The organism is Luteimonas galliterrae, assembly GCF_023374055.1.
In the GTDB taxonomy this organism is placed as follows: Bacteria; Pseudomonadota; Gammaproteobacteria; order Xanthomonadales; family Xanthomonadaceae; genus Luteimonas_C; species Luteimonas_C galliterrae.
Window position 1 is genome coordinate 124,502 of the sequence record NZ_JAMBEP010000004.1, and the last position, 24,167, is coordinate 148,668.

A 24,167-nucleotide genomic window follows, 5' to 3' on the forward strand; every position below is an offset into this window, starting at 1 on the left:
TTTTGACGCGCGTCGCAAAGCGCGGATTCGAGCGCGTCGCCAACCCTGAGATCGCCGTAGGGTGGGCCTTGGCCCACCATTGCCATGTCGCGATCGTGGCTAAATCCCATCGGAAGGACGATAGCTGGGCTTCGCCCTTTATCCGTCGCGGATGTTGGACGGCGATGGTGGGCCAAGGCCCACCCTACGTCATTCTTCGGGCTTGGGACGGCGCTGCTCGAACATCCAGTCGCGCCACCAAGTGCCGAGGAAGACATCGCCCGCAACCGTGTGTTCCAGGCCGGCGTACTCGCGCAGGCGCACGTTTTCGCCGCCCGCCGCGCGGATCGCGGCGACCATCGCACGATCGGAATCGATCGGATTCTCGGTGTCGGCATCGCCGTGCAATACCCGGATCGGCAACGCTGTCAGCCGCGGAGCCGATGCGCGATCGGGTGCGATGCCGGAAATCGGCATCGCTGCCGCGAACAGGTCCGGCCGCAGCAGCGGGGCCAGCCAGGTGGCCGAGCCGCCCATCGAAAAACCGGTGACGTAGATGCGGCGCCGATCCACCGGATGTCCGGCGACGAACGCATCCACCATCTCCAGCGCGGCCGACAGCGCCGGCGTGCCGCGCGCGAGCTGCGGTTTGGCCGAATCGTCGTACTCGGCGCTGCGCGTCGGGAACTGCGGCACCAGCACGAACGCCTGATAGCGCGTACGCAGCTCCGGTGCGGCCCAGGTGCGCGCGAAGCCGTTCAACTGGCCGCGGTTGTCGTCGCCGATCTGGCCCGAACTGTGCAGCACCAGCACGAGCGGGTATTGCTTATCCTCGTCGGCGTTGGCCGGCGCGAGCCAGCGATAAGGGATGCGTACGCCGTTCTTGGCGCGGAACTCGCCTTCCGCGAAATCGGCGCCGGGCAGCGATTGCAGCACGGCCGGATCGAGCACCGGAGCGGCGTCGATGCGGTCGACGCCGGTGTCGACGGTGGCACAGGCGCCCAGCAGCGCGCACAGCGCCAGGGCCAGGCCGCGCGAGGCGGCGCCCGAAGAAGACATCGCCATCGTTTATTTCGCCTTGATCGCCATGGCGGGCAAGCCGCCGTTGCCGAGCTTGCCCTTGGCTTCGGCCAGCTCCGACGCGGTGCCGTACGGCCCCATGCGCACCCGGTAGACGGTCTTGTCTTTGATGACGGCCGATTCGACGCGGGCATTCAAGCCGAGCAATGCGATGCGGGCCTTCAAAGCTTCCGCATCGCCGGACGCGCCGAATGCGCCGGCCTGCAGGATGTAGCGCGCGTCGCTACCGGCTGCCGGACCGGCGGCGGCCGCAGTCGTCGCAGCGGCCGCCGTTGCGGGTGCGGTCGTCGTGGGCGCGGTGGTCGCCGGCGTGGCCAAGTCGGCCGCATCTTCCGACTGCGCGGGCTGCGCGGCGGCGGCGCGCTGCTGCCGGGCCTCTTCCTCGCGCGCGGTGGCGGCGAGTTCGGCGTCGGACATCTTGACTTCCTTGCCGGGCAGCAAGGTGTAGAAATCGTAGTCGGATTCGGCCGCCGCCTCCGGCTTGGCGCCGCCGTCGTTGCCGGCGTCTTCCGGCACCACCGCGTCGTTGTCGTCGCCGGCGCTGCTGGCCGCCGGCTGCGCATCCGGATTGGGCTTGGGACGGAAGAAACCGTCCTTGCCGTCGGACTTGAGCAGCTTGGGCGCCGCCAGGATCACGCCGATGGTCAGCACCACGCCGAGGATCAGCCAGGCCCAACCGGGGATGCCGTTGCCGCTGTTGCGCCGCGCCTGCGACTTGCCGCGTCTTGCTGCCATTGCTACATCGTCTCCGGGGCGCTTACGCCCAACAAATCCAGCCCGTTTTTAAGTACCTGGCGCGTGGCCGAGGCCAGCGCCAATCGTGCGTCGCGCGTGTCGGCATTGTCCACCAGCACCGGCGTGGCGTGGTACCAGGTGTGGAAGGCGTTGGCCAGGTCGCGCAGGTAGATCGAGATCAGGTGCGGTTCCAGCGCGTCGGCGGCGGTCTCCACCACTTCCGGATAGCGCGTCAGTTCCACCAGCAAGGCCTGCGAGGCGTCGTCGCCCAGCAGATCCAGGTGCGCCAGGCCGTTGGCCTGGTCGTACGCATAGCCTTTTTCGGTCGCCTGGCGCAGCAGGCTGCAAACGCGGGCGTGCGCGTACTGCACGTAGAACACCGGGTTGTCGTTGCTCTGCTGGCGCGCCAGATCGATGTCGAAGGTCAATTGCGAATCGGGTTTGCGCGCGATCAGGAACCAGCGCGTGGCGTCGCGTCCCGCTTCCTCGATCAAGTCGCGCAGCGTGAGGAAGTTGCCGGCGCGCTTGCCGAGTTTCACTTCCTTGCCGCCGCGCATCACCGTGACCATCTGGTGCAGCACGTACTCCGGATAACCGGCAGGAATGCCCGCATCCAGCGCCTGCAACCCGGCTTTTACCCGCATCAGCGAGCCGTGGTGGTCGGCGCCCAGTTCGGTGATCGCGCGCTTGTAGCCGCGCTGCCATTTCGACAAGTGGTAGGCCACGTCCGGCACGAAATAGGTGTAGGCGCCGTCGGACTTGCGCATCACGCGGTCCTTGTCGTCGCCGAAATCGGTGCTGCGCAGCCACAGCGCGCCGCCTTCCTCATAGGTGTGGCCGTGGGCGATCAGTTCGCGCACGGTCTCTTCCACCTTGTCGTCGGCGTACAGGGACGATTCCAGGAAATACACGTCGAAGCCCACGCCGAACGCGGCCAGGTCCAGGTTCTGCTCGCGGCGCAGGTAGGCCACGGCGAAACGGCGGATCGCCTCGAAATCGTCGGGATCCTTGGCGCCGGTCTCGGAGTGGTTTTCGAACTCGACGGTCTCGCCGTTCAGATAGGCGGTGGCGACGTCCTTGATGTAGTCGCCGCGATACCCGTCGGCCGGCCAGCTGGCGTCGTCCGGGCCCAGGCCCTTGGCGCGCGCTTGCACCGATTTGGCCAGGTTGTCGATCTGCGCGCCGGCGTCGTTGTAGTAGAACTCGCGCATCACCTCCCAGCCGTTGGCCGCGAGCACGCGCGCGATGCTGTCGCCGATGGCCGCGGCGCGGCCGTGGCCGACGTGCAACGGACCGGTGGGATTGGCCGACACGTATTCGACGCCGGCGCGGACGCCCTTGCCGGACGTATTGCGGCCGTAGCCTGCCCCGTCGGCGAGTACCTTGGCCACTTCGCGCTGGTAGGCCGCGGGGGACAGATGGATATTGATGAAACCCGGCCCGGCGATGTCGACCTTGGCGATATCGCCCGAGGCCGGGATCGCTTCGACCAGCTGCTGCGCCAGCGCACGCGGATTGCTGCGGGCGGGCTTGGCCAGCAGCATGGCGGCATTGGTGGCGAAGTCGCCGTGGCTGCGGTCCTTGGGTCGTTCGACCACGAAGTCGGGCGTGGCGGCATCGGCCGGCAGCGCGCCGGCGGAACGCAATTGGGCGATGCCCTGTTCGATCAGGGCGCGGAGCGGGGCTTTCACGGGCTCTCGGGAGGTGATGCGGGATGCGCGATTGTACGCGAGGAGGTCAGGGGCAGCGGTTCGGGCACCCGTGCACGAGGAGTCGCCTGTGCCGCGAGCTCCCCAACATCGTCATCCCGAACGCAGCGAGGGACCTGCTTAGCTTTAAGGCCGAACGCAATCGGTCTAGCAGTACCAATCGGTGGACAGATCCTCCCAGGTAGGATTGTTCGCTTGTATCAACGCGATCTTCTTCTACCGGCGCCAACCCTTGAGCTGCTTCTCTCTACCGATTGCAGCGAGCACGTTGTCCAAGGTTTCGTAATGCACCAGTCGCGTTATCCGGTAGCGGGCAGTATGCCCTGGCACCAGATGTTGGCGATGTTCGAAGATTCGGCGCATTAGATCGTTGGTGACGCCGATGTAGAGGGCGCGGGAGCGGCTCGCCGAGATATAGACGTGAAAGACCCGGTCAGTCATTGAGTAGGGGCGGCTGGAATCGAGGCGAATGGAGAAAAAACAGGTCCCTCACTTCGTTCGGGATGACGGAAGTGAGAGAACGGGGCTTTGTCGGCGAGCTCACACCCACCCCCGCGCCGCCAGCGACACCGGCGGGCCATCGCCGATCACGAAATGGTCGAGCAGACGCACATCCAGCAGTCCGAGCGCCTGTTTCAGGCGCGCAGTGACGGCGCGATCGGCCGCACTGGGTTCCGGATTGCCGCTGGGATGGTTGTGGCCGACGATCACCGCCGCGGCGTTGTGCGCCATGGCGCGCCGCGCGACTTCGCGAGGGTGCACCTCGCTGCTGTCGACCGTGCCGCGGAACAGTTCCTCGAAGGCGATGGCGCGGTTGCGGGTATCCAAGAACAACGCGGCGAAGACTTCGTGGCCATGGTGGCGCAGGCGCAGCGCGAAATAGCGGCCTGCCGCGCCCGGATCGCTGAAGGCGTCCCCGCGTTCCAACGTGCCGGCCAGGTGGCGGTTGCCCAGCTCCAGCGCGGCGGCCAGGGCGCAAACGCGCGCCGGGCCCAGCCCCGGCAATCCGGCCAGCGCCGACGGCGGGCGTTCCAGCAGCGCGCGCAGCGGTCCGTGCCGCGCGAGCAGGTCGCGCGCGGTGGCGACCGCATCCCGGCCACGCAAGCCCGAACCCAGGAAAATGGCCAGCAGCTCGGCATCCGACAGGCTGGCGGCGCCGCGGGCCAGGAGCTTTTCGCGCGGACGTTCGGGCGGGGGCCAGTCGCGGATGCGCAAGATCGAGGACTCTGTTTTGTGGACGCGCTTCACCCTATGGAGGCTTTTGGCCGCGCGGAATCGGGCGCCAGCGACCCATCGGGTAAGCTAGCGGCCTGTTTCGCCGTAGGAATCCGCGCCGCGTGGCATCGCTGACGGGACAACGAGTACTGCTGTGCGTCTGCGGCGGCATCGCCGCCTACAAGGCGGTCGAACTGGTCCGCCGCCTGCGCGACGCCGGCGCCCAGGTGCGCGTGGCGATGACCGAAGGCGCGCAGCACTTCGTGGGCACGGCGAGCTTCCAAGCGGTATCGGGCGAACCGGTCCGCACTTCGCTGTGGGACGCGGCCGCCGAAGCGGCGATGGGCCATATCGAACTGGCGCGCTGGGCCGACCGGATCCTGGTCACGCCGGCCACGGCCGATACCCTGGCCAAGCTGGCGCATGGCTTCGCGGACGACCTGGTCACCACGCTATGCCTGGCCACGACCGCGCCGATGACCGTCGCGCCGGCCATGAACCACCGCATGTGGCTGCATCCGGCCACCCAGGCCAACCTGGCTTTGCTGCGCGAACGCGGCGTGCAGGTGATCGGCCCGGTCGACGGCCCGCTGGCCGAGGGCGAATCCGGGCCGGGGCGGCTCAGCGAGCCCGAGGACATCGTCGCAGCCCTGGCCCAGGGCGCCGAATCCGGCGATCTCGCCGGCCTGCGCTTCGTGGTCAGCGCGGGGCCCACCTACGAGGACCTGGATCCGGTGCGCTACGTCGGCAACCGCAGCAGCGGCAAGATGGGCTTCGCGATCGCCGCCGCTGCCGCGCGCCGCGGCGCCGAAGTGGCGTTGATCGCCGGTCCGGTGCACTTGGCTACGCCGGCAGGTGTTCGCCGCACCGACGTACGCTCGGCCGCCCAGCTGCGCGATGCCGTGTTCGCCGCCTTGCCGGCAGACGTCTACATCGGCGCCGCGGCCGTCGCCGATTACGCGCCGCGCGCGGTGGCCGACAACAAGATCAAGAAGTCGTCCGACACGCTCGTCCTGGAACTGGTGCCCACGCCCGACACGCTGGCCGAGGTGGCGGCGTCGCCGTCGCGGCCGCGCTGCGTGGTCGGTTTCGCGGCGGAAACCCAAGACGTCGAAGCGCATGCGCGCGGCAAGCTGCAGAAGAAGCGCCTGGATCTGATCGCCGCCAACCGCGTCGGCGTGCAGGGCAGCGGCTTCGAGAGCGACGACAACGCCTTGACCGTCTATTCGCGCGAGGCCGCGCGCACGCTCGGCCCCGCGCCCAAGACGCGGCTGGCCGATGAATTGCTGGATCTGATCGCGGAGCGTTTGCGCGCATGAACGGACTGCAGGCCGCCCACCCGTTGGAAGTGAAACTGCTGGATCCGCGCTTCGGCGACGAATGGCCCTTGCCGGCCTACGCCACCGACGCCAGCGCCGGCCTCGACCTGCGCGCCGCGCTGGATGCGCCGTTGACGCTGGCGCCCGGCGATGCGGCGCTGGTGCCGAGCGGGCTGGCGATCCATCTCGCCGATCCGGGCCTGTGCGCCGTGGTGTTGCCGCGCTCGGGCCTGGGCCACCGCCACGGCATCGTGCTGGGCAACGGCACCGGCCTGATCGATGCCGACTACCAGGGGCCGCTGCTGATCAGCCTCTGGAACCGCGGCCGCGAGGCTTTTACGATGCAACCCGGGGATCGCATCGCCCAATTGGTGGTGCTGCCGGTGGTGCGCGTGGCGCTGCAAGTGGTGGAAGGTTTCGCCAGCAGCGCACGCGGCGAAGGCGGCTTCGGCCATACGGGTGTGCGATGACAGGGGAGTACCGATGACCGAGTCCGAAGCGCGTCGCTTCAACTTCGACGGCGCCATGCTGCGCCCGGCCTTGCCGTGGCTGATCGGCGCGCTGGCGTTGCTGGCCTTGTGGCTGGCATGGTCCGGCGTGCAGCAGTTCCGGGACGACGCCCGGCTGGCGTCGCTGACCGCCCAGCGCGATGCCGCAGCGGCCGCGGTGGGCAGCGCCATCGGGGGCGAAACCAAGCGCCTGCGCGACAAGCTTGCGCAGGCGCCGGTGCAGGCCGCGCTGCAAGCGGGCGATCCGCAGGCGGCTGCGGCCCGCATCGCCGCCGGCTGGCCGGGCTTGCTCGGCGCGGAGGTGGTGCCGGCCGATCTGCAGGCGGTGTACGACGGCCTGCCGAAAACCGGCTACGGCCGCCTGGCGACGATCGAATCCGCGTTGGCCAAGAAGGCGCCGGTCGCCCGCGTGGTTGCAGAGCACGGCAAGCCGCAATTCGTGCTGGCCGCGCCGGTCACGATGGGCGTGCAGGCCGAAGGCGTGGTCTACGCGCGGTTCCCGCTGACGAATCTGACCGCGAATTTGGCCGCCGCGGATGTCGACGACGACGATTACCTCGCCTTGCGCCAAGGCAGCTACACCGTCCTCGCGCGCGGCGACGAAACCTTGCAGAACAGCGCAGAAGCGCTGTCCGCCAAAGTACCCGGCAGCGACTTCCGCATCGCCGCCGCGGTGCCCGACGGCAGCTTCGCCCCGTGGGGCCTGAACGGCATGGCTTGCCTGATCGCGGCCGCGGTGCTCGCCGGGCTGGCGTTAGCCGCTTGGACGGCTTGGCGGCGTTGGGATCCCGCGCGCAGCGTTCCGGCCGACGTCGAAGAACAGCCGACCCTGACCCAGGCGCTGCAGGCGGCGCCGGCCGAACCGGAGCGCAAGACTATCGACGTGAAGGAAGCGCCCAAGCGCGCTGCGGTGATGATCGACCGCGGCATCTTCCGCGCTTACGACATCCGCGGCGTAGTCGGCGAATCGCTCGATCCGGGCATCGCCGAACTGATCGGACACGCCATCGGCTCGTCGATGCAGGAGCAGGGCCTGGCCGACATCGCGGTCGGGCGGGATGGTCGCCTGTCGGGACCGGAGATGGTGGGCGGCCTGATTGCGGGGCTGCGCAGGGCCGGCCGCAACGTCATCGACGTGGGCCTGGCGCCGACGCCGCTGATCTATTTCGCCGCCTATCACCTGCGCACCGGCAGCGCGGTGGCGGTGACCGGCAGCCACAATCCGCCCGACTACAACGGCTTCAAGATCGTGGTCGGCGGCGAAACCCTGTCCGGCGACGCCATCACCGACCTGTACGCCCGCATCGCCGACGGCCGCCTGTACGACGCGCCGGCGCCCGGCACGCTGCAGCAGCGCGACGTCAGCGCCGATTACGTCAACCGTGTGGCTTCCGACGTCCAGACCGACCGCCGCCTGAAAGTGGTGGTGGACGCCGGCAACGGCGCCGCCGGCGAGCTCGGTCCGCGCGTGCTGGAGGCGATCGGCGCAGAGGTGACGCCGCTGTATTGCGAAATCGACGGCAACTTCCCCAATCACCACCCCGACCCCAGCGAGCCGCACAACCTCGAAGACCTGCAGCGCATGGTCGAGCGGCTCGATGCCGACCTGGGCATCGCATTCGACGGCGACGGCGACCGCCTGGGCGTGATCACCCGCGGCGGGCGCAACATCTTCCCTGACCGCCTGTTGATGCTGTTCGCCGCCGATGTGCTCGAACGCAATCCGGGCGCGGTGATCGTGTACGACGTCAAGTGCACCGGCGCGCTGTCGTCGTACATCCTGCGCCACGGCGGCAGCCCGCTGATGTGGAAGACCGGGCATTCGCTGATCAAGGCCAAGATGCGCGAGACCGAAGCGGAACTGGCCGGCGAGATGAGCGGCCACTTCTTCTTCAAGGAACGCTGGTACGGTTTCGACGACGGCATCTATTCCGCCGCGCGCCTGCTGGAGATCCTGGGTCGCCGCAGCGAAACGCCCGATCAGGTCTTCGAAACCTTGCCCGAAGGCCTGTCCACGCCGGAGCTGAAGGTGCCGGTGGCCGATCCGCATGCGTTCGTGGCGCGTTTCGTTGCGCAAGGCGAGTTCGAGGGCGCTCGCGTGTCCACCATCGACGGCCTGCGTGCGGACTGGCCCGACGGTTGGGGCCTGGTGCGCGCTTCCAACACCACGCCGATCCTGGTGCTGCGCTTCGAGGCCAACGATGCGCAGGCGCTGGCGCGGATCCAGGATGCGTTCCGGGCGCGGTTGCTGGCGTTGGATGCGGGCTTGGCGCTGCCGTTCTAAGCGCTAAACCCTGGCCGAAGCGACGGGCTTTGGCTTTCCTCCTCCTCGCGGCGGAGCGGAGGGAGCCGTGCTTTGTTGGATGGCGCGAAAAGCCGGCCCCTCTCCCTGGCCCTTCGGGCCGGTCCCTCCCCGCAAAGAGGGGAGGGAAAAAGCAGGGCGTGCTCCGGACGAATCGCGATAACGCGCGGGATCAGCCCGGAGTGTTGGTTTCCGCCGGCGCTGCGCCCGGCTCGGTCGCTTTCATCTCGCGGTAGCGCGCCACGGCTTGCTGTAATTGCGCGTCGATGGCGGCGCGCTCGCGCTGCTGTTTCTGGTGGCCCGCCTGCAGGTCGAGATAGCTAGTGCGGCGCGCGCGGATATTGTCGGCCAAAGGCTTGGACACCGGCTTGCCGGACAATTCGTTCTCGCCGGCCTGCTCCAACATGCGCAACAGGCTCTGGTGCAGGTTGTCCAGGGCCAGGCGCGACGATTTGATGGCTTCGTCGATCAGTTCGTAGCGGATGCGGTAGGCGCGGCGCAGTTCTTCTTCGGACGTGTAAGAGGCGACCAGCGCCAAGTCGCGCCGTTTTGCCGCTTCGGCGGCTTCGGCTTCGGCGGCCAGCCGCTTCTGTTCGGTTTCATGCTGGGCGCGTTCTGCGTCGTTCAGGGCGCGATCCACGCCGCCGATGCGCAGGCCGCTGCGTCCGCTCAGCTCGGTGCGCTCGCTATCCACGGCGCTGGCCGGCAGCGCGTCGCCGCAGACCTTGCGGCCGTTCTCGTTCCAGCAATAGAGCTTCTTGGCTGCCGCTGCCGACGGGGTCGGCTTGGACGGCTTAGGCGGTTTGCTCTGCGCGGCAACGCCCAAGGCCCACGACAACGCCAGCGCCCCTGCCAGCATCGGAAGAAATTTGTTCATGATCCGCCCCCGCCGTCCTTCGCTCGGTCCATTCGTAGCGGCATACGCAAGAGTCGGGCCATATGAGTTGCCTGCCGTCGCCAAAGAGGGCGTCCCGGCATCCTTACCAACGCGGCGCCGCAGATCAACCGGGCATGTCGCTGCCATAGGCCTCGCGGTAGGCCAGCAGTCGTGCGCGCTGCGCGGCCAGTTCGGGCGAAGCGCCGGCATAGGCCAGCAGATCGTCGAGGGTGGCGACCGAGACCACCGGCAAACCCTGTTCGATCGCGACAGTTTGTGCCGCCGAGCGTCGCGACACGTTCGGGTCGACGGCTTCCTGGCGGTCGAGCGCGATCGCGATGCCCGCGGCGGTGCCGCCGGCATCGGCGATGATCGCCAAGGCTTCGCGGATGGCGGTGCCGGCGGTGATCACGTCGTCGACGATCAATACGCGCCTGCCGGCCAGCGGCGCGCCGATCAGCAGGCCGCCCTCGCCGTGCGCCTTAGCTTCCTTGCGGTTGAACGCCAGCGGCAGATCGCGGCCGCGGCGCGCGAACTCGCAGGCCAGCGCCGTCGCCAGCGGAATGCCTTTGTAGGCCGGGCCGAACAGCACATCGAAGCCGATGCCCGCTTGTTCGATCGCGTCGGCATAGCAGCCGGCCAGCTCGGCCAGCGCCGCGCCCGAATCGAAACGGCCGGCATTGAAGAAATAGGGGCTGCTGCGCCCGGATTTGAGCGTGAACTCGCCGAAGCGCAGGGCGTCGGCGCGCAATGCCAGTTGCAGGAAGCGCGAGCGGTGATCGTCCATGTTGCGGATTATCCCATGCACCGGTCAGCCAAGGCGCGACTCTTCGAGGCTGCGCAGCATCAGGTGTTGCGGACCGGCGCGGCCGCCGAAATACAGTTCACCGGTGTCCACGAACCCCGCCTTGCGGTAGGCGCGGATTGCGCTGCGATTGATGCAGTTCACGTTCAACGCGAGCAGTTTGCGCTCGGGATGGCGCCGGCGCAGGTCGTCGCAGCACGCGGCGATGGCCAGCGTGCCGTAGCCGCGGCCCTGGCAGCGGCGATCGATCAGGAAGGAGCGCAGGCCGACGCTGGCTGCGATCGGCTGCCAAGCGACGATGGTGGGCGCGTAGTCGAGCCGGTAGAAGCCGATCACGCCGTCGCCGTCCAGGATCGCCATGGCGTCGCTGCGCGGATCGCGCTCGGCGTCGACCAGGTTGAAGGCGATATCGCCGACGAAGCTGTACTGCTCCGGCGCCACTCGCAGGGCCCGCACTTGCGCGGTCAGCTCGCGTGTGACCGGGGCGACGCGGATGGCCGGGGGGTCGGTCATGCTCGGATCGTAGCCCGGGTGGAGCCGTAGGCGATACCCGGGGAAACACGTCGCGACTCGACCCCGGGTATCGCCTTCGGCTCCACCCGGGCTACGCACATCGTGCGCAATGCCTACAATCGGCCTACGACCATTGCTCCGGACCGGCATGCGCATCATCAGCTTCAACGCCAACGGCCTGCGTTCCGCGGCCAGCAAGGGCTTCTTCGACTGGTTCGCCGCGCAAAAGGCCGACGTGCTCTGCGTGCAGGAGACCAAGGCCCAGGAACACCAGCTCGCCGGGCCGGAATTCCTGCCCAAGGGCTACAAGGCCTTCTTCAAGGACGCGATCACCAAGAAGGGCTACAGCGGCGTGGCCATTTACGCCAAACGCGAGCCGGACGAGGTGCGCAGCTCGCTGGGCTGGGCGCCGTTCGACGACGAAGGCCGTTACCTTGAAGCGCGCTTCGGCAACCTGAGCGTGGTTTCGTTCTACATCCCGTCCGGATCGTCCGGCGAATTGCGGCAGGGCTTCAAGTTCGAGGTGATGGACTGGCTGAAACCCATCCTCGACGAATGGTTGACCAGCGGCCGCGACTACGTCTTGTGCGGCGACTGGAACATCGTTCGCAGCCGGCTGGACATCAAGAACTGGACGTCGAACCAAAAGAATTCCGGCTGCCTGCCGCCCGAGCGCGACTGGCTCAACGGTCTGTGCGTCGAAGACAAAGGCTGGATCGACGCCTATCGCGCCCTCAACGCCGAAGGCCAGGACTACACCTGGTGGAGCGCGCGCGGTGCGGCGCGCGCGAACAACGTCGGTTGGCGCATCGACTACCAGATCGTGACGCCGTCGCTGCGCGACAAGCTCAAGGCGTGCTCGATCCATCCCGAGCCGCGATTCTCCGATCACGCGCCGTTCGTCGTGGATTACGAGCTATAGGCACCGGCGCAGCCGTTATCCGGGGCTTTGCGCAGCCTGCTTGACGTCCTGTTCGACGATGGAAGCTTCCACCAGCCCGCTGCGGATCATCCAGGCGTAGAGGAATACGCCGGGCAATGCGATGACGGTAGTCAGCAGGTAGAAGTTCACATAGCCCATCCATTCGATCAGCGCGCCGGCGGTGGTGCCGGTGAGGAAGCGGCCCACGATCGATGCGGCGGCCGACAGCAGCGCGAATTGGGTGGCCGTGAACGACAGGTTGCACAATGCGGACAGATAGGCGACCACCACCACGCCGCCGATGCCGCTGGCGAAATGCTCGAAAGCCATCGTGAAGGCCAGGAAAGCGTTGCTATGGCCCAAGTAGGCCAGGTACGCGAACGACAGATTGGACACCGCCATCAGCACCAGGCTGAGCAGCACCGAACGTTTCATGCCCATGCGCGCATACAGGATGCCGCCGACGAAGATGCCGACCAAGTAGGCGACGAAGCCGATGCCGACATCGTAAGTCGCGATTTCGGCGTTGCTGAAGTTCAGGTCGTTGAGCAGCAGGCGCAAGGTGAGGTTGGCAAGCGTGTCGCCGATCTTGTGGAGCAGCACGAAGAGCAGCACCAGAAAAGCGCCGCGGCGGCGGAAGAATTCGGCGAGCGGGCCGACGACCGCGGCCACGGCGGCGGCAACGCCGCGCTTGGGCGTCGGTTCGCGGTGCCGTTGCGGCTCGCCCAGCCAGAAGCCGACGAAAACCGCCGGCAATACGAAGACCGCGCACAACAGATACGCACCGCTCCAGCCCAGGCGCTCGGCGACCAGCAACGCCAGCGCACCGGCGCTGACCGAACCTATCCGCCAGCCGTATTGCGACATGCCCGAGCCGACGCCGAGCTGCTGCGGCGACAACAACTCGATGCGATAAGCGTCGATGACGATGTCGAAGGTCGCGCCGGCCACGCCCAGAGCCACGGCAGCCACCGCCACCGTGCCCAGATGCGCGCTCGGATCGCTCAGCGCCAGGAAAGCGAGCGCCGCCACCACCAGCACTGCCGACAGCCACAGCCACGATCGTCGCTGACCGAAGCGTCCCAGCAGCGGCAGGTGGAAGCGGTCGACCGCCGGCGCCCAGAGGAATTTGAAGTTGTAGGCCAGGAAGGCCAGGGAAAACGCCGTGACGCTCTTCTTGTCGATGCCGTCCTGCGCCAGGCGCGTGGTCAGGGTGGCGCCGATCATCGCGTAGGGAAAGCCGGAGGATATCCCCAGCAGCAGCGCCCCCAACGGTGCGCGTTCCAGATAGGGGCCGAGCCAGTTGGACCAACGGCCGGTGCGCGCAACGGAGGAAGAGGTCGTCATGCGGGCATGCTAACCGAGCGTTGCCACCTTTGGGCCGTGCTGCGGATGTCTAAGCCGGATAAACCACGCCCAACACCCGCGGTCCCTTCGCGCCGCTGACGCTAGGCAAATTCCCCGGCCGTCCCGCCAGCGTTTCGCGCGCCAGCCAGGCGAAGCCCATCGCTTCGACGAAATCCGGATCCAGGCCGTAAGCCGCGGTCGATTCCACGGCCACCCCCGGCAGGCGCGCTGCGATGCGTGCGAGCAGCACCGGATTGCGCACGCCGCCGCCACAGACCAGCACGCGCCGCGTCTGCGGTTGCGTCGCGAGCAAGGCGTCGGCGACGGTGGCGGCGGTCAGTTCCAGCAATGTCGCTTGCACGTCCTGCGGCGCGAATGCGCCATCGCCGATCCGGGCCTGCGCCCATTCGAGGTGAAACTGTTCGCGCCCGGTGCTTTTCGGCGGCGGCAGCGCAAACCATGCATCGTCCAGCAAGCGCGTCAGCAGCGCCTCGTCCACGCGCCCGCTCGCGGCGAAGGTCCCGTCGGCATCGAAGGCATGCCCGATATGGCGTTCGCACCACGCATCGAGCAACGCATTGGCCGGACCGGTATCGAAGCCGCGCACGTCGCCCACGCGCGGCAACAGCGTGAAATTGGCGATCCCGCCCAGGTTGAGCACGGCGCGGTCTTCCCGGTCCGAATGCAGCATCGCGGCATGGAAGGCCGGCATCAGCGGCGCGCCGTGTCCGCCGGCGGCGACGTCGCGGCGGCGGAAATCGGCGACCGTGGCGATGCCGCTGCGTTCGGCGATCGCGTTGCCGTCGCCGAGTTGCCAGGTGAAGGGGAATTCCGCTTCGGGCCGATGCCGCACCGTCTGCCCGTGCGAACCGATCGCCCGCACCTGCGCGGGCGTTACGTCCGCCTCGCGCAGCAGGCGCGCGGCCGCTTCGGCGAAGGCCAGCGCCACTTGCACATCGAGCGAGCCGATCGCATCCAGCGAAACCGTGTCCTGTCCCTGCCCCAACGCGATCAACCGCTCACGCAGCGCCGAATCCCATGCATAAGTGCGACCCAACACCAACTCGCAACGCGCCCGCTGTTCTTCCCCCTTTGAAAAAGGGGGATTGAGGGGGATTTGCTCTTGCTCTTGCGCCATCCGCACCAACGCAGCATCGATGCCATCGGCGCTGGTGCCGGAAATCAGGCCTAGATAAAGCGACGCGCTGGGCGTGGACATTGGGGATGGCCGAACGAAGACCGGCCGATGTTAGCAACCGGCCGTTCGTAGGTGCGGATTCATTCGCACGCTTTCGATCCGGGAGCGTGCGAATGAATTCGCACCTACAAGAGCCGTCCGCTCGGGCGATCAGCCCTTCTTGGGAGGCGCAGGCTTGGCCACCGTCGCCACCCGCTTGGGCTCGGCGTAGATGATGTTCTCGACGGTGCGGATCTTGGCCAGCGCGCGGCTGGTCTCGACGCGGAAGCTGGCCAGCTGCTTGCCGCTCAGCGGCTCCGGCGGCGGCATCGTGATCGACAGCGGATTGCGGTGCACGCCGTTGATCCGGAATTCGTAGTGCAGGTGCGGGCCGGTGGCCAGGCCTGTCGAGCCGACGTAGCCGATCACCGTGCCCTGCGGAATGCGCTGGCCCGTGCGCACCTTGCCGAAGCGCGACATGTGGCCGTACAGCGTGGTGTAACCGCGGCCGTGGTCGAGGATCACCGCATTGCCGTAGCCGCCCTTGCGGCCGACGAACTGCACGCGCGCATCGCCGGCGGCCATGATCGGCGTGCCGGTGCCGGCGGCGTAATCCACGCCCTTGTGCATGCGCATCGAACCGAGCACCGGATGGCGGCGCGAACCGAAGCGCGACGTCAGCCGCGCATAGGGGATCGGCATGCGGATGAAGGCGCGTTGCAGCGGACGACCTTCGGCGGTGAAGTATTCGGGCTTGCCGTTGCGCACGTAGCGGAAGCCGCTGTGCAGCTTGCCGTCCACGGTGAACGCCGCGGCCAGCACAGGACCGGTCTTGACCAGCTCGCCGTTCTGCCAGGTCTGCTCCACCACCACGCTGAAACGGTCGTCGGCGCCGACGTCCGAATCGAAGTCGATGTCGTACTTGAAGATGTCGTCGGTCAGCGCGTTGATATTGGAGCCGGTGAGCCCCGCCTTGCGCGCCGAGCGGAACAGCGACTTGCCGACCTTGCCGCTGAGCACGGCGGTGCGCACGTCGGTTTCCTTGGCGACGACTTTCTCTTCGATCTTTTCTTTGCCGATCAGCAATTCGACCTGCGTCGTCTGATCCTTATTGAAGCGCATCGCACGCAGTTGTCCGTCGACCGGCAGGTCGAAGGCCAACTCGGTACCGGGCTTGAGCTTGGTCAACGTGCCCTTGACGCCGGGGTGCGACAGCACGCGTTGCAATTCCGATTTCGGAATACCGAGCTCATCGAACACATGGCTCAGGGTCTCGCCGCGTTCGATGCTGACGATCTGCCAGCTGTCGCCGGCATGGCCGCGCAACTGCGCCAGGCTCAGCGGCGGCAATGCCAGCGCGAGAGAAGTCTGCGGCAACGCCTTGGGCGTCTGCATCGCGTTGGAGAAACCCGGCACGATCGCTGCGACGAGCGCGCCAAGCGTGGCGAACAGGCTGGCGTGCAGCCAATGACGGCGCGTCCAGCGACCGTCGAACCCGGTGGGTAATTTCGCCAGCACCTTCCGGTGCAGGGCGGCTTCGCGTAAAAGCATCAGACGTTCGCGTCGTTCGCCGCCGCTGCCGGATTTCTTCATGTTCTTATCCCGGGGCCCATGTGTGACGGGCGCGTAACGTCCGTACCATAATCACGCGAACTGCAGCCGTCAAATGCCTGAAACGACTGGTTTTTTTGACGCGCGACACCGATTAACCTTTATTTAATACAAACTTCACACTTCGCCCTATTCAGCTTTTTCCCGGAAAGACGCCGTGCCCACTCAAAACGCTCTCGACCTGATCGCCCGCGGCGCCGACGAAATCCTCAAGCGCGAGGAGCTCGAAGCGCGGCTCAAACTGGGCCGCCCGCTGCGCATCAAAGCCGGTTTCGATCCGACCGCACCGGACCTGCATATCGGCCATACGGTGCTGCTCAACAAGATGCGGCAGTTCCAGGATCTGGGACATCAGGTGATTTTCCTGATCGGCGATTTCACCGGCATGATCGGCGACCCCACCGGCAAGAACGTCACCCGCAAGCCGCTCACGCGCGAAGACGTCGAAGCCAACGCCCGCACCTACGCCGATCAGGTGTTCAAGGTATTGGATCGCGGCAAGACCGAATTGCGCTTCAATTCCGAGTGGTTCGGCGCCATGAGCGCCGCCGACATGATCAAACTCGCCGCGCAGCACACTGTGGCGCGCATGCTGGAGCGCGACGATTTCGCCAAGCGTTATGCCTCGCAGCAGCCGATCGCGATCCACGAATTCCTGTATCCGCTGGTGCAGGGCTACGATTCGGTGGCTTTGAAAAGCGACGTCGAACTCGGCGGCACCGACCAGAAATTCAACCTGCTGATGGGCCGCGGCCTGCAGGAGCATTTCGGCCAGCCGCCGCAGATCGTGCTGACCATGCCATTGCTGGAAGGCCTGGACGGCGTGCAGAAAATGTCCAAATCCCTCGGCAATTACATAGGTATCGCCGAACCTGCGATCGACATCGTCGCTAAGACCATGAAGATCGGCGACGACCTGATGTGGCGCTGGATCGACCTGCTCAGCTTCGAAATCGGCATCGATGAGGCCAAGCGTCTGCAGGCCGATGTCGCGGCCGGCGCGCTGAATCCGCGCGACGTGAAACTGCGCTTGGCGCGCGAACTGGCCGCGCGATTCCACGATGCCGCCGCCGCGGACACCGCGATCGCCGGTTGGCACGCGGTGGTGCGCGGCGAAGGCGACACTTCGCTGCTGCCGCTGACCGAGATTGCGGTGCCTGCGGAAGGCCTGCGCACGGCCGCGCTGCTCAAAGCCGCCGGTTTGGCGGCCAGCAATACCGAAGGCACCCGGAAACTGGCTGAACGCGCCGTTCGGGTGGACGGCACGGTGATCGAGGACGCCCAACGGGTCTTTGCGCCCGGTTTCGAGGGCGTGATCCAGGTCGGCAAGCGCAATTTCGCCCGGGTGAAGCTGATCGCGGCGGCCTGAACCCGCCTTCAGGATTCTCAGAAAACCCTGCAAAAAAAGACATGCGGCGCGTGGCGCCCAATCCGGGGTGTCGGGCCCGGAATTTTTTCGGTTCCGGGAGTTCCCAAACGGCCGATCCGCCTGCTATTATTTTCGACCCGCTGCCCGGGAAGTTTCACCGCCCGGGGCCAAGCAGACGGACCGAAAAAATCTCGATTCGAGGTGTTGACGGACCGGAATTTGGCTGTATAGTGGGCGGCTCGCTGAGGCACTGGCCTCGCGGGAAATGGGGATCGGCGCTGAGGCCAATTCCACGATCTTTGACAGTGTGCGCAGGTGACTTGTGCGGGCGTCTGGCAGGTGGATGACTGTCCATTTGCAGGGCGTTCGAACAGAGTCTCCAAATCAATTCAAATGCAGAAATGCAAGCGAGTGGTTCTGGAGCTCGGTGACGACGACTGCACTCAAAAAATTGGCCCAAGTCCTTCGGGACGGAAAGCCGAAAAACTTAAGTGAAGAGTTTGATCCTGGCTCAGAGTGAACGCTGGCGGTAGGCCTAACACATGCAAGTCGAACGGCAGCACAGAGGAGCTTGCTCCTTGGGTGGCGAGTGGCGGACGGGTGAGGAATACATCGGAATCTACCTTTTCGTGGGGGATAACGTAGGGAAACTTACGCTAATACCGCATACGACCTTCGGGTGAAAGTAGGGGATCGCAAGACCTTACGCGGATAGATGAGCCGATGTCGGATTAGCTTGTTGGCGGGGTAAAAGCCCACCAAGGCGACGATCCGTAGCTGGTCTGAGAGGATGATCAGCCACACTGGAACTGAGACACGGTCCAGACTCCTACGGGAGGCAGCAGTGGGGAATATTGGACAATGGGCGCAAGCCTGATCCAGCCATACCGCGTGGGTGAAGAAGGCCTTCGGGTTGTAAAGCCCTTTTGTTGGGAAAGAAATCCTGTCGGCTAATACCCGGTAGGGATGACGGTACCCAAAGAATAAGCACCGGCTAACTTCGTGCCAGCAGCCGCGGTAATACGAAGGGTGCAAGCGTTACTCGGAATTACTGGGCGTAAAGCGTGCGTAGGTGGTTCGTTAAGTCTGATGTGAAAGCCCTGGGCTCAACCTGGGAATGGCATTGGATACTGGCGGGCTAGAGTGCGGTAGAGGATGGCGGAATTCCCGGTGTAGCAGTGAAATGCGTAGAGATCGGGAGGAACATCTGTGGCGAAGGCGGCCATCTGGACCAGCACTGACACTGAGGCACGAAAGCGTGGGGAGCAAACAGGATTAGATACCCTGGTAGTCCACGCCCTAAACGATGCGAACTGGATGTTGGGTGCAACTTGGCACTCAGTATCGAAGCTAACGCGTTAAGTTCGCCGCCTGGGGAGTACGGTCGCAAGACTGAAACTCAAAGGAATTGACGGGGGCCCGCACAAGCGGTGGAGTATGTGGTTTAATTCGATGCAACGCGAAGAACCTTACCTGGCCTTGACATGTCCGGAATCCTGCAGAGATGCGGGAGTGCCTTCGGGAATCGGAACACAGGTGCTGCATGGCTGTCGTCAGCTCGTGTCGTGAGATGTTGGGTTAAGTCCCGCAACGAGCGCAACCCTTGTCCTTAGTTGCCAGCACGTAATGGTGGGAACTCTAAGGAGACCGCCGGTGACAAACCGGAGGAAGGTGGGGATGACGTCAAGTCATCATGGCCCTTACGGCCAGGGCTACACACGTACTACAATGGTTAGGACAGAGGGCTGCAAACCCGCGAGGGCGAGCCAATCCCAGAAACCTAATCTCAGTCCGGATCGGAGTCTGCAACTCGACTCCGTGAAGTCGGAATCGCTAGTAATCGCAGATCAGCATTGCTGCGGTGAATACGTTCCCGGGCCTTGTACACACCGCCCGTCACACCATGGGAGTTTGTTGCACCAGAAGCAGGTAGCTTAACCGCAAGGAGGGCGCTTGCCACGGTGTGGCCGATGACTGGGGTGAAGTCGTAACAAGGTAGCCGTATCGGAAGGTGCGGCTGGATCACCTCCTTTAGAGACTAAAGACAGCTAATTGCTTGTCAGACGTCCGCACAAGTGACCTGCATCCAGAGTTCCCGGTGAAAACACCGAGGAATCGTCCCCTTTCGGGGCCATAGCTCAGCTGGGAGAGCACCTGCTTTGCAAGCAGGGGGTCGTCGGTTCGATCCCGACTGGCTCCACCATCTGGCACGGAAACATTGGGTCTGTAGCTCAGGTGGTTAGAGCGCACCCCTGATAAGGGTGAGGCCGGTGGTTCGAGTCCTCCCAGACCCACCATTCTCTGGATGTAAATAGCGCACACAAAGATTAGAGACAGCCCGGCGCTGAGGCCGGTGTTGTGTTCTTTTAAAATTCGTGACGTAGCGAGCGTTTGAAGAGAGATTCTTACAACGTGTCGTAGAGGCTAAGGCGGAGTGCCGTAAAAAGCACTCTTACATTTGAAGTTGTCGTTGATATTCGCGTTCTGCGGTTTGTACCCGCAGGCACAGACGACCTCGAGGCGACTTGAGGTTATATGGTCAAGCGAATAAGCGCACACGGTGGATGCCTTGGCGGTCAGAGGCGATGAAGGACGTGGCAGCCTGCGAAAAGTGTCGGGGAGCTGGCAACAAGCTTTGATCCGGCAATGTCCGAATGGGGAAACCCACTCCGCAAGGAGTATCTATGAGTGAATACATAGCTCATGGAAGCGAACCCGGTGAACTGAAATATCTAAGTAACCGGAGGAAAAGAAATCAACCGAGATTCCCTGAGTAGCGACGAGCGAACGGGGACTAGCCCAAAAGTTTGCATGGTTTTAGCAAAACGGCCTGGAAAGGCCGGCCATAGACGGTGACAGCCCAGTATGCGAAAGGGCCATGCAGATGAAATTGAGTAAGGCGGGGCACGTGAAACCCTGTCTGAATATGGGGGGACCATCCTCCAAGGCTAAATACTCCTGACCGACCGATAGTGAACCAGTACCGTGAGGGAAAGGCGAAAAGAACCCCGGCGAGGGGAGTGAAATAGACCCTGAAACCGTGTGCGTACAAGCAGTAGGAGCCCGCAAGGGTGACTGCGTACCTTTTGTATAATGGGTCAGCGACTTACTGTTCGTGGCGAGCTTAACCGTATAGGGGAGGCGAAGGGAAACCGAGTCTGATAAGGGCGCATAGTCGCGGGCAGTAGACCCGAAACCGGGTGATCTAGTCATGCCCAGGGTGAAGGTCGGGTAACACCGACTGGAGGCCCGAACCCACTCCCGTTGCAAAGGTAGGGGATGAGGTGTGATTAGGAGTGAAAAGCTAATCGAACCCGGAGATAGCTGGTTCTCCTCGAAAGCTATTTAGGTAGCGCCTCGCGTGAATCTTCTTGGGGGTAGAGCACTGTTATGGCTAGGGGGTCATTGCGACTTACCAAACCATGGCAAACTCCGAATACCAAGACAGACTGCGCGGGAGACACACGGCGGGTGCTAACGTCCGTCGTGAAAAGGGAAACAACCCAGACCCACAGCTAAGGTCCCAAATTTATCGCTAAGTGGTGAACGATGTGGAAAGGCATAGACAGCCAGGAGGTTGGCTTAGAAGCAGCCACCCTTTAAAGAAAGCGTAATAGCTCACTGGTCGAGTCGGTCTGCGCGGAAGATTTAACGGGGCTAAGCGATAAACCGAAGCTTGGGGTGCATCACTTTGTGATGCGCGGTAGAGGAGCGTTCCGTACGCCTGCGAAGGTGGATTGAGAAGTCCGCTGGAGGTATCGGAAGTGCGAATGCTGACATGAGTAACGATAATGCGGGTGAAAAGCCCGCACGCCGAAAGCCCAAGGTTTCCTTGCGCAACGTTAATCGACGCAGGGTGAGTCGGCCCCTAAGGCGAGGCAGAAATGCGTAGTCGATGGGAAGCTGGTTAATATTCCAGCACCTCGCATAAGTGCGATGGGGGGACGGAGAAGGTTAGGTCTACCGGGCGTTGGTTGTCCCGGGGAAAGGAGGTAGGTGTGGATCTTAGGCAAATCCGGGATCCTCTACACCGAGCACCGAGACGAGCTCATTAGAGCGAAGTGACTGATACCACGCTTCCAGGAAAAGCCCCTAAGCTTCAGCTTATGCAGACCGTACCGTAAACCGACACAGGTGGGTAGGATGAGAATTCTCAGGCGCTTGAGAGAACTCGGGTGAAGGAACTAGGCAACATGGCACCGTAACTTCGGGAGAAGGTGCGCCCTTTTTGGTGGCTACATGCGTAGCTGAGCTGAGAGGGGCCGCAGTGACCAGGCCGCTGCGACTGTTTATCAAAAACACAGCACTCTGCAAACACGAAAGTGGACGTATAGGGTGTGACGCCTGCCCGGTGCTGGAAGGTTAATTGATGGGGTCAGCCGCAAGGCGAAGCTCTTGATCGAAGCCCCAGTAAACGGCGGCCGTAACTATAACGGTCCTAAGGTAGCGAAATTCCTTGTCGGGTAAGTTCCGACCTGCACGAATGGCGTAACGACAGCGGCGCTGTCTCCACCCGAGACTCAGTGAAATTGAAATCGCTGTGAAGATGCAGCGTTCCCGTGGCAAGACGGAAAGACCCCGTGAACCTTTACTATAGCTTTACACTGAACGTTGAGTTCTTCTGTGTAGGATAGGTGGGAGCCTATGAAACCTTGGCGCTAGCTGAGGTGGAGGCAACCTTGAAATACCACCCTGAAGTGCTTGACGTTCTAACCTGGCTCCGTAATCCGGAGCGGGGACCGTGTATGGTGGGTAGTTTGACTGGGGCGGTCTCCTCCCAAAGAGTAACGGAGGAGCACGAAGGTACGCTCAGCGCGGTCGGACATCGCGCACTGTGTGCAAAGGCATAAGCGTGCTTGACTGCAAGATCGACGGATCAAGCAGGTACGAAAGTAGGTCTTAGTGATCCGGTGGTTCTGAATGGAAGGGCCATCGCTCAACGGATAAAAGGTACTCCGGGGATAACAGGCTGATACCGCCCAAGCGTCCATAGCGACGGCGGTGTTTGGCACCTCGATGTCGGCTCATCACATCCTGGGGCTGTAGTCGGTCCCAAGGGTATGGCTGTTCGCCATTTAAAGTGGTACGCGAGCTGGGTTCAGAACGTCGTGAGACAGTTCGGTCCCTATCTGCCATGGGCGTTGGAGATTTGAGAGGGGCTGCTCCTAGTACGAGAGGACCGGAGTGGACGAACCTCTGGTGTTCCGGTTGTCACGCCAGTGGCATTGCCGGGTAGCTATGTTCGGAAGCGATAACCGCTGAAAGCATCTAAGCGGGAAGCGCGCCTCAAGATGAGATCTCCCGGGACACAAGTCCCCTAAAGGAACCATCAAGACTAGGTGGTTGATAGGCTGGGTGTGTAAGACGGGCAACCGTTTGAGCTAACCAGTACTAATGATCCGTGTGGCTTGACCATATAACCTCAAGTGGCCTTGAGCCGAAGATGACACGTTGATGTCTCTCGCCTCGACCAGCCCGCTACGTCACGAACCCTATGCAAGACGGCGCGACTCCGTTTTTTTGGAGCCCGCGACGCTTCACCGTCTTCCTGGCGACTTTAGCGCTGTGGCACCACCCGATCCCATCCCGAACTCGGAAGTGAAACGCAGCTGCGCCGATGGTAGTGTGCATTTAGCATGCGAGAGTAGGTCATCGCCAGGTTCTACCCCAAAAGCCCGTCCGCAAGGACGGGCTTTTTCTTTGTGCGAATCGCAATGCGTCCGCGTCTGCCAGGTTTCGGCGCTCGGTGCGCGGCTCAACGCTGAAAACGCTGGTTTTTATGGGGTTTCGCCACTACCTGCCAATCGTCTTCGTAAACGATCACGCCCGGATCTGCGGTACGAATCACTTCGACATGGCATCCATGCGAGTCGAGCAGACGCTTCAACGACCACATGCGTTGAATGGCCTCCAAGGCGCCGCTCTTGAACCAGGAAATAGCACGCCGGTGTTCGGCCTCGCCGAGCAAAGACGGAAGAGGAAGATGCTCGTTGAACCACGACAAGCAAGCATTCAACTCCACGTGCTCGGTTGCCGTAAGCGGGCCCTCGTCCCTCAGGGTATGCGCGGCGACCAGGATGCCTTGGTTGCGCCCTGAATCCCGATCAATGGCCAGTACGGTAAACCGGATCAGCATCAGCCGCCGACGCGCATGATCGCCAGCACCATGAGCGCGAGTACGCTGACGAATCCCACTCCCCAGACCAGGCTGCGCCAAACCGCGAGATTGGCCAGGTAGAGGAACCCGTGGACGATGCGTGTCGCGATGAAGACCAGCGACAGCGCGCTGATCATGATGGGGTCGATGCCGACCGCTTGCGCCATCAGCACCGCTGCGGCGAACGGCGCAAACGCTTCGAAAGCATTGAGCTGCGCCGAATTGGCGCGATGCGCGCGCGGATTGTCCTGTTTCGCCAACCAACCGCGCGGATCGCGGTTGTCGTAGCGCTGGCCGCTGGCTTTGGAGATCGAGACCCACAGATACGGCAGCAGCGCCGCGATCAGGATGCAGAGGTAGGGGATGGTCATGTCGCGACTCCGTGGGGTCGGCCCCTAGCGTAGCGCAACCGTCGGTCGCCGAGCTCTGCTGTTCTTCCCCCTTTGAAAAAGGGGGATTGAGGGGGATTTGCTCTTGCCTCTGCGGTTAGCCGTGCTCATGAAGCAATAGCAACAGCAAGAGCAAATCCCCCTGTGTCCCC

18 protein-coding genes, 2 tRNA genes and 3 rRNA genes are annotated in these 24,167 nt (G+C 64.1%); 10 read left to right on the top strand and 13 right to left on the bottom strand.

Going from position 1 to position 24,167, the window contains the following annotated elements; translation table 11 throughout:
• Positions 1-189: 189 nt before the first annotated feature.
• From M2650_RS14820 to radC, 5 genes are all read right to left on the bottom strand, one after another.
• Positions 190-1,044 carry a carboxylesterase family protein gene (locus M2650_RS14820; protein ID WP_249475869.1) on the bottom strand — a complete coding sequence of 285 codons (855 nt, stop codon included), beginning with the start codon at positions 1,042-1,044 and terminating at the stop codon, positions 190-192.
• Positions 1,045-1,047: 3 nt separating this feature from the next.
• Positions 1,048-1,794 carry an SPOR domain-containing protein gene (locus tag M2650_RS14825; RefSeq protein ID WP_249475870.1) on the bottom strand — a complete coding sequence of 249 codons (747 nt, stop codon included), beginning with the start codon at positions 1,792-1,794 and terminating at the stop codon, positions 1,048-1,050.
• A gap of 2 nt (positions 1,795-1,796) precedes the next feature.
• Positions 1,797-3,485, bottom strand: a complete 1,689-nt coding sequence (gene argS, locus M2650_RS14830; protein WP_249475871.1) for an arginine--tRNA ligase — start codon at positions 3,483-3,485, stop codon at positions 1,797-1,799.
• Positions 3,486-3,719: 234 nt separating this feature from the next.
• Positions 3,720-3,944: a GIY-YIG nuclease family protein gene (locus tag M2650_RS14835; protein ID WP_283254812.1), complete on the bottom strand. Its 225-nt coding sequence runs from the start codon at positions 3,942-3,944 to the stop codon at positions 3,720-3,722.
• 99 nt (positions 3,945-4,043) lie between these two features.
• Positions 4,044-4,718: a RadC family protein gene (gene radC / locus M2650_RS14840; RefSeq protein WP_249475872.1), complete on the bottom strand. Its 675-nt coding sequence runs from the start codon at positions 4,716-4,718 to the stop codon at positions 4,044-4,046.
• 122 nt (positions 4,719-4,840) lie between these two features.
• Here radC and coaBC point away from each other — a divergent pair, with 122 nt between their 5' ends.
• Genes coaBC through M2650_RS14855 form a run of 3 tightly spaced genes read left to right on the top strand, consistent with a single transcriptional unit; the run spans position 4,841 to position 8,830 of the window.
• The gene (coaBC, locus tag M2650_RS14845) at positions 4,841-6,037 is read left to right on the top strand and encodes a bifunctional phosphopantothenoylcysteine decarboxylase/phosphopantothenate--cysteine ligase CoaBC (protein ID WP_249475873.1); all 1,197 of its coding nucleotides are present in this window, start codon (positions 4,841-4,843) and stop codon (positions 6,035-6,037) included.
• Positions 6,034-6,507 (top strand): dUTP diphosphatase, encoded by a 474-nt coding sequence (gene dut / locus M2650_RS14850; RefSeq protein WP_249475874.1) that lies wholly within the window; start codon positions 6,034-6,036, stop codon positions 6,505-6,507. The genes coaBC and dut overlap by 4 nt, the downstream gene beginning before the upstream one ends.
• A 55-nt stretch (positions 6,508-6,562) precedes the next feature.
• Positions 6,563-8,830, top strand: coding sequence for a phosphomannomutase/phosphoglucomutase (locus M2650_RS14855; protein ID WP_425602556.1), 2,268 nt, complete (start codon positions 6,563-6,565; stop codon positions 8,828-8,830).
• Positions 8,831-9,020: 190 nt separating this feature from the next.
• Here the strand turns inward: M2650_RS14855 and M2650_RS14860 are convergent, their stop codons facing one another.
• From M2650_RS14860 to M2650_RS14870, 3 genes are all read right to left on the bottom strand, one after another.
• Positions 9,021-9,725 (bottom strand): hypothetical protein, encoded by a 705-nt coding sequence (locus tag M2650_RS14860; RefSeq protein ID WP_249475876.1) that lies wholly within the window; start codon positions 9,723-9,725, stop codon positions 9,021-9,023.
• A 124-nt stretch (positions 9,726-9,849) separates the two neighbouring features.
• Complete coding sequence (pyrE, locus tag M2650_RS14865) at positions 9,850-10,512, bottom strand: orotate phosphoribosyltransferase (RefSeq protein ID WP_249475877.1); 663 nt, start codon at positions 10,510-10,512, stop codon at positions 9,850-9,852.
• A gap of 24 nt (positions 10,513-10,536) precedes the next feature.
• The gene (locus tag M2650_RS14870; RefSeq protein WP_249475878.1) at positions 10,537-11,043 is read right to left on the bottom strand and encodes a GNAT family N-acetyltransferase; all 507 of its coding nucleotides are present in this window, start codon (positions 11,041-11,043) and stop codon (positions 10,537-10,539) included.
• A 148-nt stretch (positions 11,044-11,191) separates the two neighbouring features.
• On the opposite strand from M2650_RS14870, the gene M2650_RS14875 reads away from it, so the two are divergent.
• A complete protein-coding gene (locus tag M2650_RS14875; RefSeq protein WP_249475879.1) occupies positions 11,192-11,965 on the top strand; it encodes an exodeoxyribonuclease III in 774 nt (257 codons plus the stop codon).
• 15 nt (positions 11,966-11,980) lie between these two features.
• On the opposite strand, the gene M2650_RS14880 is transcribed toward M2650_RS14875, so the two are convergent.
• The 3 genes from M2650_RS14880 to M2650_RS14890 form a co-directional block, all read right to left on the bottom strand.
• On the bottom strand, positions 11,981-13,312 hold the full coding sequence (locus M2650_RS14880; RefSeq protein WP_249475880.1) for an AmpG family muropeptide MFS transporter: 1,332 nt from the start codon (positions 13,310-13,312) through the stop codon (positions 11,981-11,983).
• A gap of 49 nt (positions 13,313-13,361) precedes the next feature.
• The gene (locus M2650_RS14885; protein WP_249475881.1) at positions 13,362-14,531 is read right to left on the bottom strand and encodes an anhydro-N-acetylmuramic acid kinase; all 1,170 of its coding nucleotides are present in this window, start codon (positions 14,529-14,531) and stop codon (positions 13,362-13,364) included.
• 129 nt (positions 14,532-14,660) lie between these two features.
• On the bottom strand, positions 14,661-16,082 hold the full coding sequence (locus M2650_RS14890; protein WP_249475882.1) for a M23 family metallopeptidase: 1,422 nt from the start codon (positions 16,080-16,082) through the stop codon (positions 14,661-14,663).
• Positions 16,083-16,257: 175 nt separating this feature from the next.
• Between M2650_RS14890 and tyrS the strand changes: the two genes are divergently transcribed.
• The 6 genes from tyrS (at position 16,258) to rrf (ending at position 23,130) form a co-directional block, all read left to right on the top strand.
• Entirely contained in the window at positions 16,258-17,469 is a 1,212-nt protein-coding gene (gene tyrS / locus M2650_RS14895) for a tyrosine--tRNA ligase (RefSeq protein WP_249475883.1), read from the top strand.
• Positions 17,470-17,957: 488 nt separating this feature from the next.
• Positions 17,958-19,502, top strand: a 16S ribosomal RNA gene (locus M2650_RS14900).
• 94 nt (positions 19,503-19,596) lie between these two features.
• Positions 19,597-19,672 (top strand) — tRNA-Ala (locus M2650_RS14905).
• A 17-nt stretch (positions 19,673-19,689) separates the two neighbouring features.
• Positions 19,690-19,766: transfer RNA gene (locus tag M2650_RS14910), tRNA-Ile, on the top strand.
• Positions 19,767-20,006: 240 nt separating this feature from the next.
• A 23S ribosomal RNA gene (locus M2650_RS14915) occupies positions 20,007-22,885 on the top strand.
• 131 nt (positions 22,886-23,016) lie between these two features.
• Positions 23,017-23,130: ribosomal RNA gene (gene rrf / locus M2650_RS14920) — 5S ribosomal RNA — on the top strand.
• The 16S, 23S and 5S rRNA genes sit together here with 2 tRNA genes alongside, the layout of an rRNA operon.
• A 94-nt stretch (positions 23,131-23,224) precedes the next feature.
• Here the strand turns inward: rrf and M2650_RS14925 are convergent.
• Entirely contained in the window at positions 23,225-23,605 is a 381-nt protein-coding gene (locus M2650_RS14925; protein ID WP_249475884.1) for a hypothetical protein, read from the bottom strand.
• Positions 23,605-23,997, bottom strand: a complete 393-nt coding sequence (locus M2650_RS14930) for an MAPEG family protein (RefSeq protein WP_249475885.1) — start codon at positions 23,995-23,997, stop codon at positions 23,605-23,607. Before M2650_RS14930 ends, M2650_RS14925 begins: the two co-directional genes overlap by 1 nt.
• Between the last annotated feature and the right edge of the window lie 170 nt (positions 23,998-24,167).

Bases quoted from the DNA above. Each gene is read 5' to 3' on its own strand.
- M2650_RS14835 (WP_283254812.1), bottom strand. From the start codon at position 3,944: ATGACTGACCGGGTCTTTCACGTCTATATCTCGGCGAGCCGCTCCCGC.
- M2650_RS14890 (WP_249475882.1), bottom strand. From the start codon at position 16,082: ATGAAGAAATCCGGCAGCGGCGGCGAACGACGCGAACGTCTGATGCTT.
- M2650_RS14885 (WP_249475881.1), bottom strand. From the start codon at position 14,531: ATGTCCACGCCCAGCGCGTCGCTTTATCTAGGCCTGATTTCCGGCACC.
- M2650_RS14930 (WP_249475885.1), bottom strand. From the start codon at position 23,997: ATGACCATCCCCTACCTCTGCATCCTGATCGCGGCGCTGCTGCCGTAT.
- M2650_RS14855 (WP_425602556.1), top strand. From the start codon at position 6,563: ATGCTGCGCCCGGCCTTGCCGTGGCTGATCGGCGCGCTGGCGTTGCTG.
- M2650_RS14820 (WP_249475869.1), bottom strand. From the start codon at position 1,044: ATGGCGATGTCTTCTTCGGGCGCCGCCTCGCGCGGCCTGGCCCTGGCG.
- M2650_RS14825 (WP_249475870.1), bottom strand. From the start codon at position 1,794: ATGGCAGCAAGACGCGGCAAGTCGCAGGCGCGGCGCAACAGCGGCAAC.
- M2650_RS14860 (WP_249475876.1), bottom strand. From the start codon at position 9,725: ATGAACAAATTTCTTCCGATGCTGGCAGGGGCGCTGGCGTTGTCGTGG.
- M2650_RS14870 (WP_249475878.1), bottom strand. From the start codon at position 11,043: ATGACCGACCCCCCGGCCATCCGCGTCGCCCCGGTCACACGCGAGCTG.
- M2650_RS14925 (WP_249475884.1), bottom strand. From the start codon at position 23,605: ATGCTGATCCGGTTTACCGTACTGGCCATTGATCGGGATTCAGGGCGC.
- M2650_RS14880 (WP_249475880.1), bottom strand. From the start codon at position 13,312: ATGACGACCTCTTCCTCCGTTGCGCGCACCGGCCGTTGGTCCAACTGG.
- pyrE (WP_249475877.1), bottom strand. From the start codon at position 10,512: ATGGACGATCACCGCTCGCGCTTCCTGCAACTGGCATTGCGCGCCGAC.
- dut (WP_249475874.1), top strand. From the start codon at position 6,034: ATGAACGGACTGCAGGCCGCCCACCCGTTGGAAGTGAAACTGCTGGAT.
- M2650_RS14875 (WP_249475879.1), top strand. From the start codon at position 11,192: ATGCGCATCATCAGCTTCAACGCCAACGGCCTGCGTTCCGCGGCCAGC.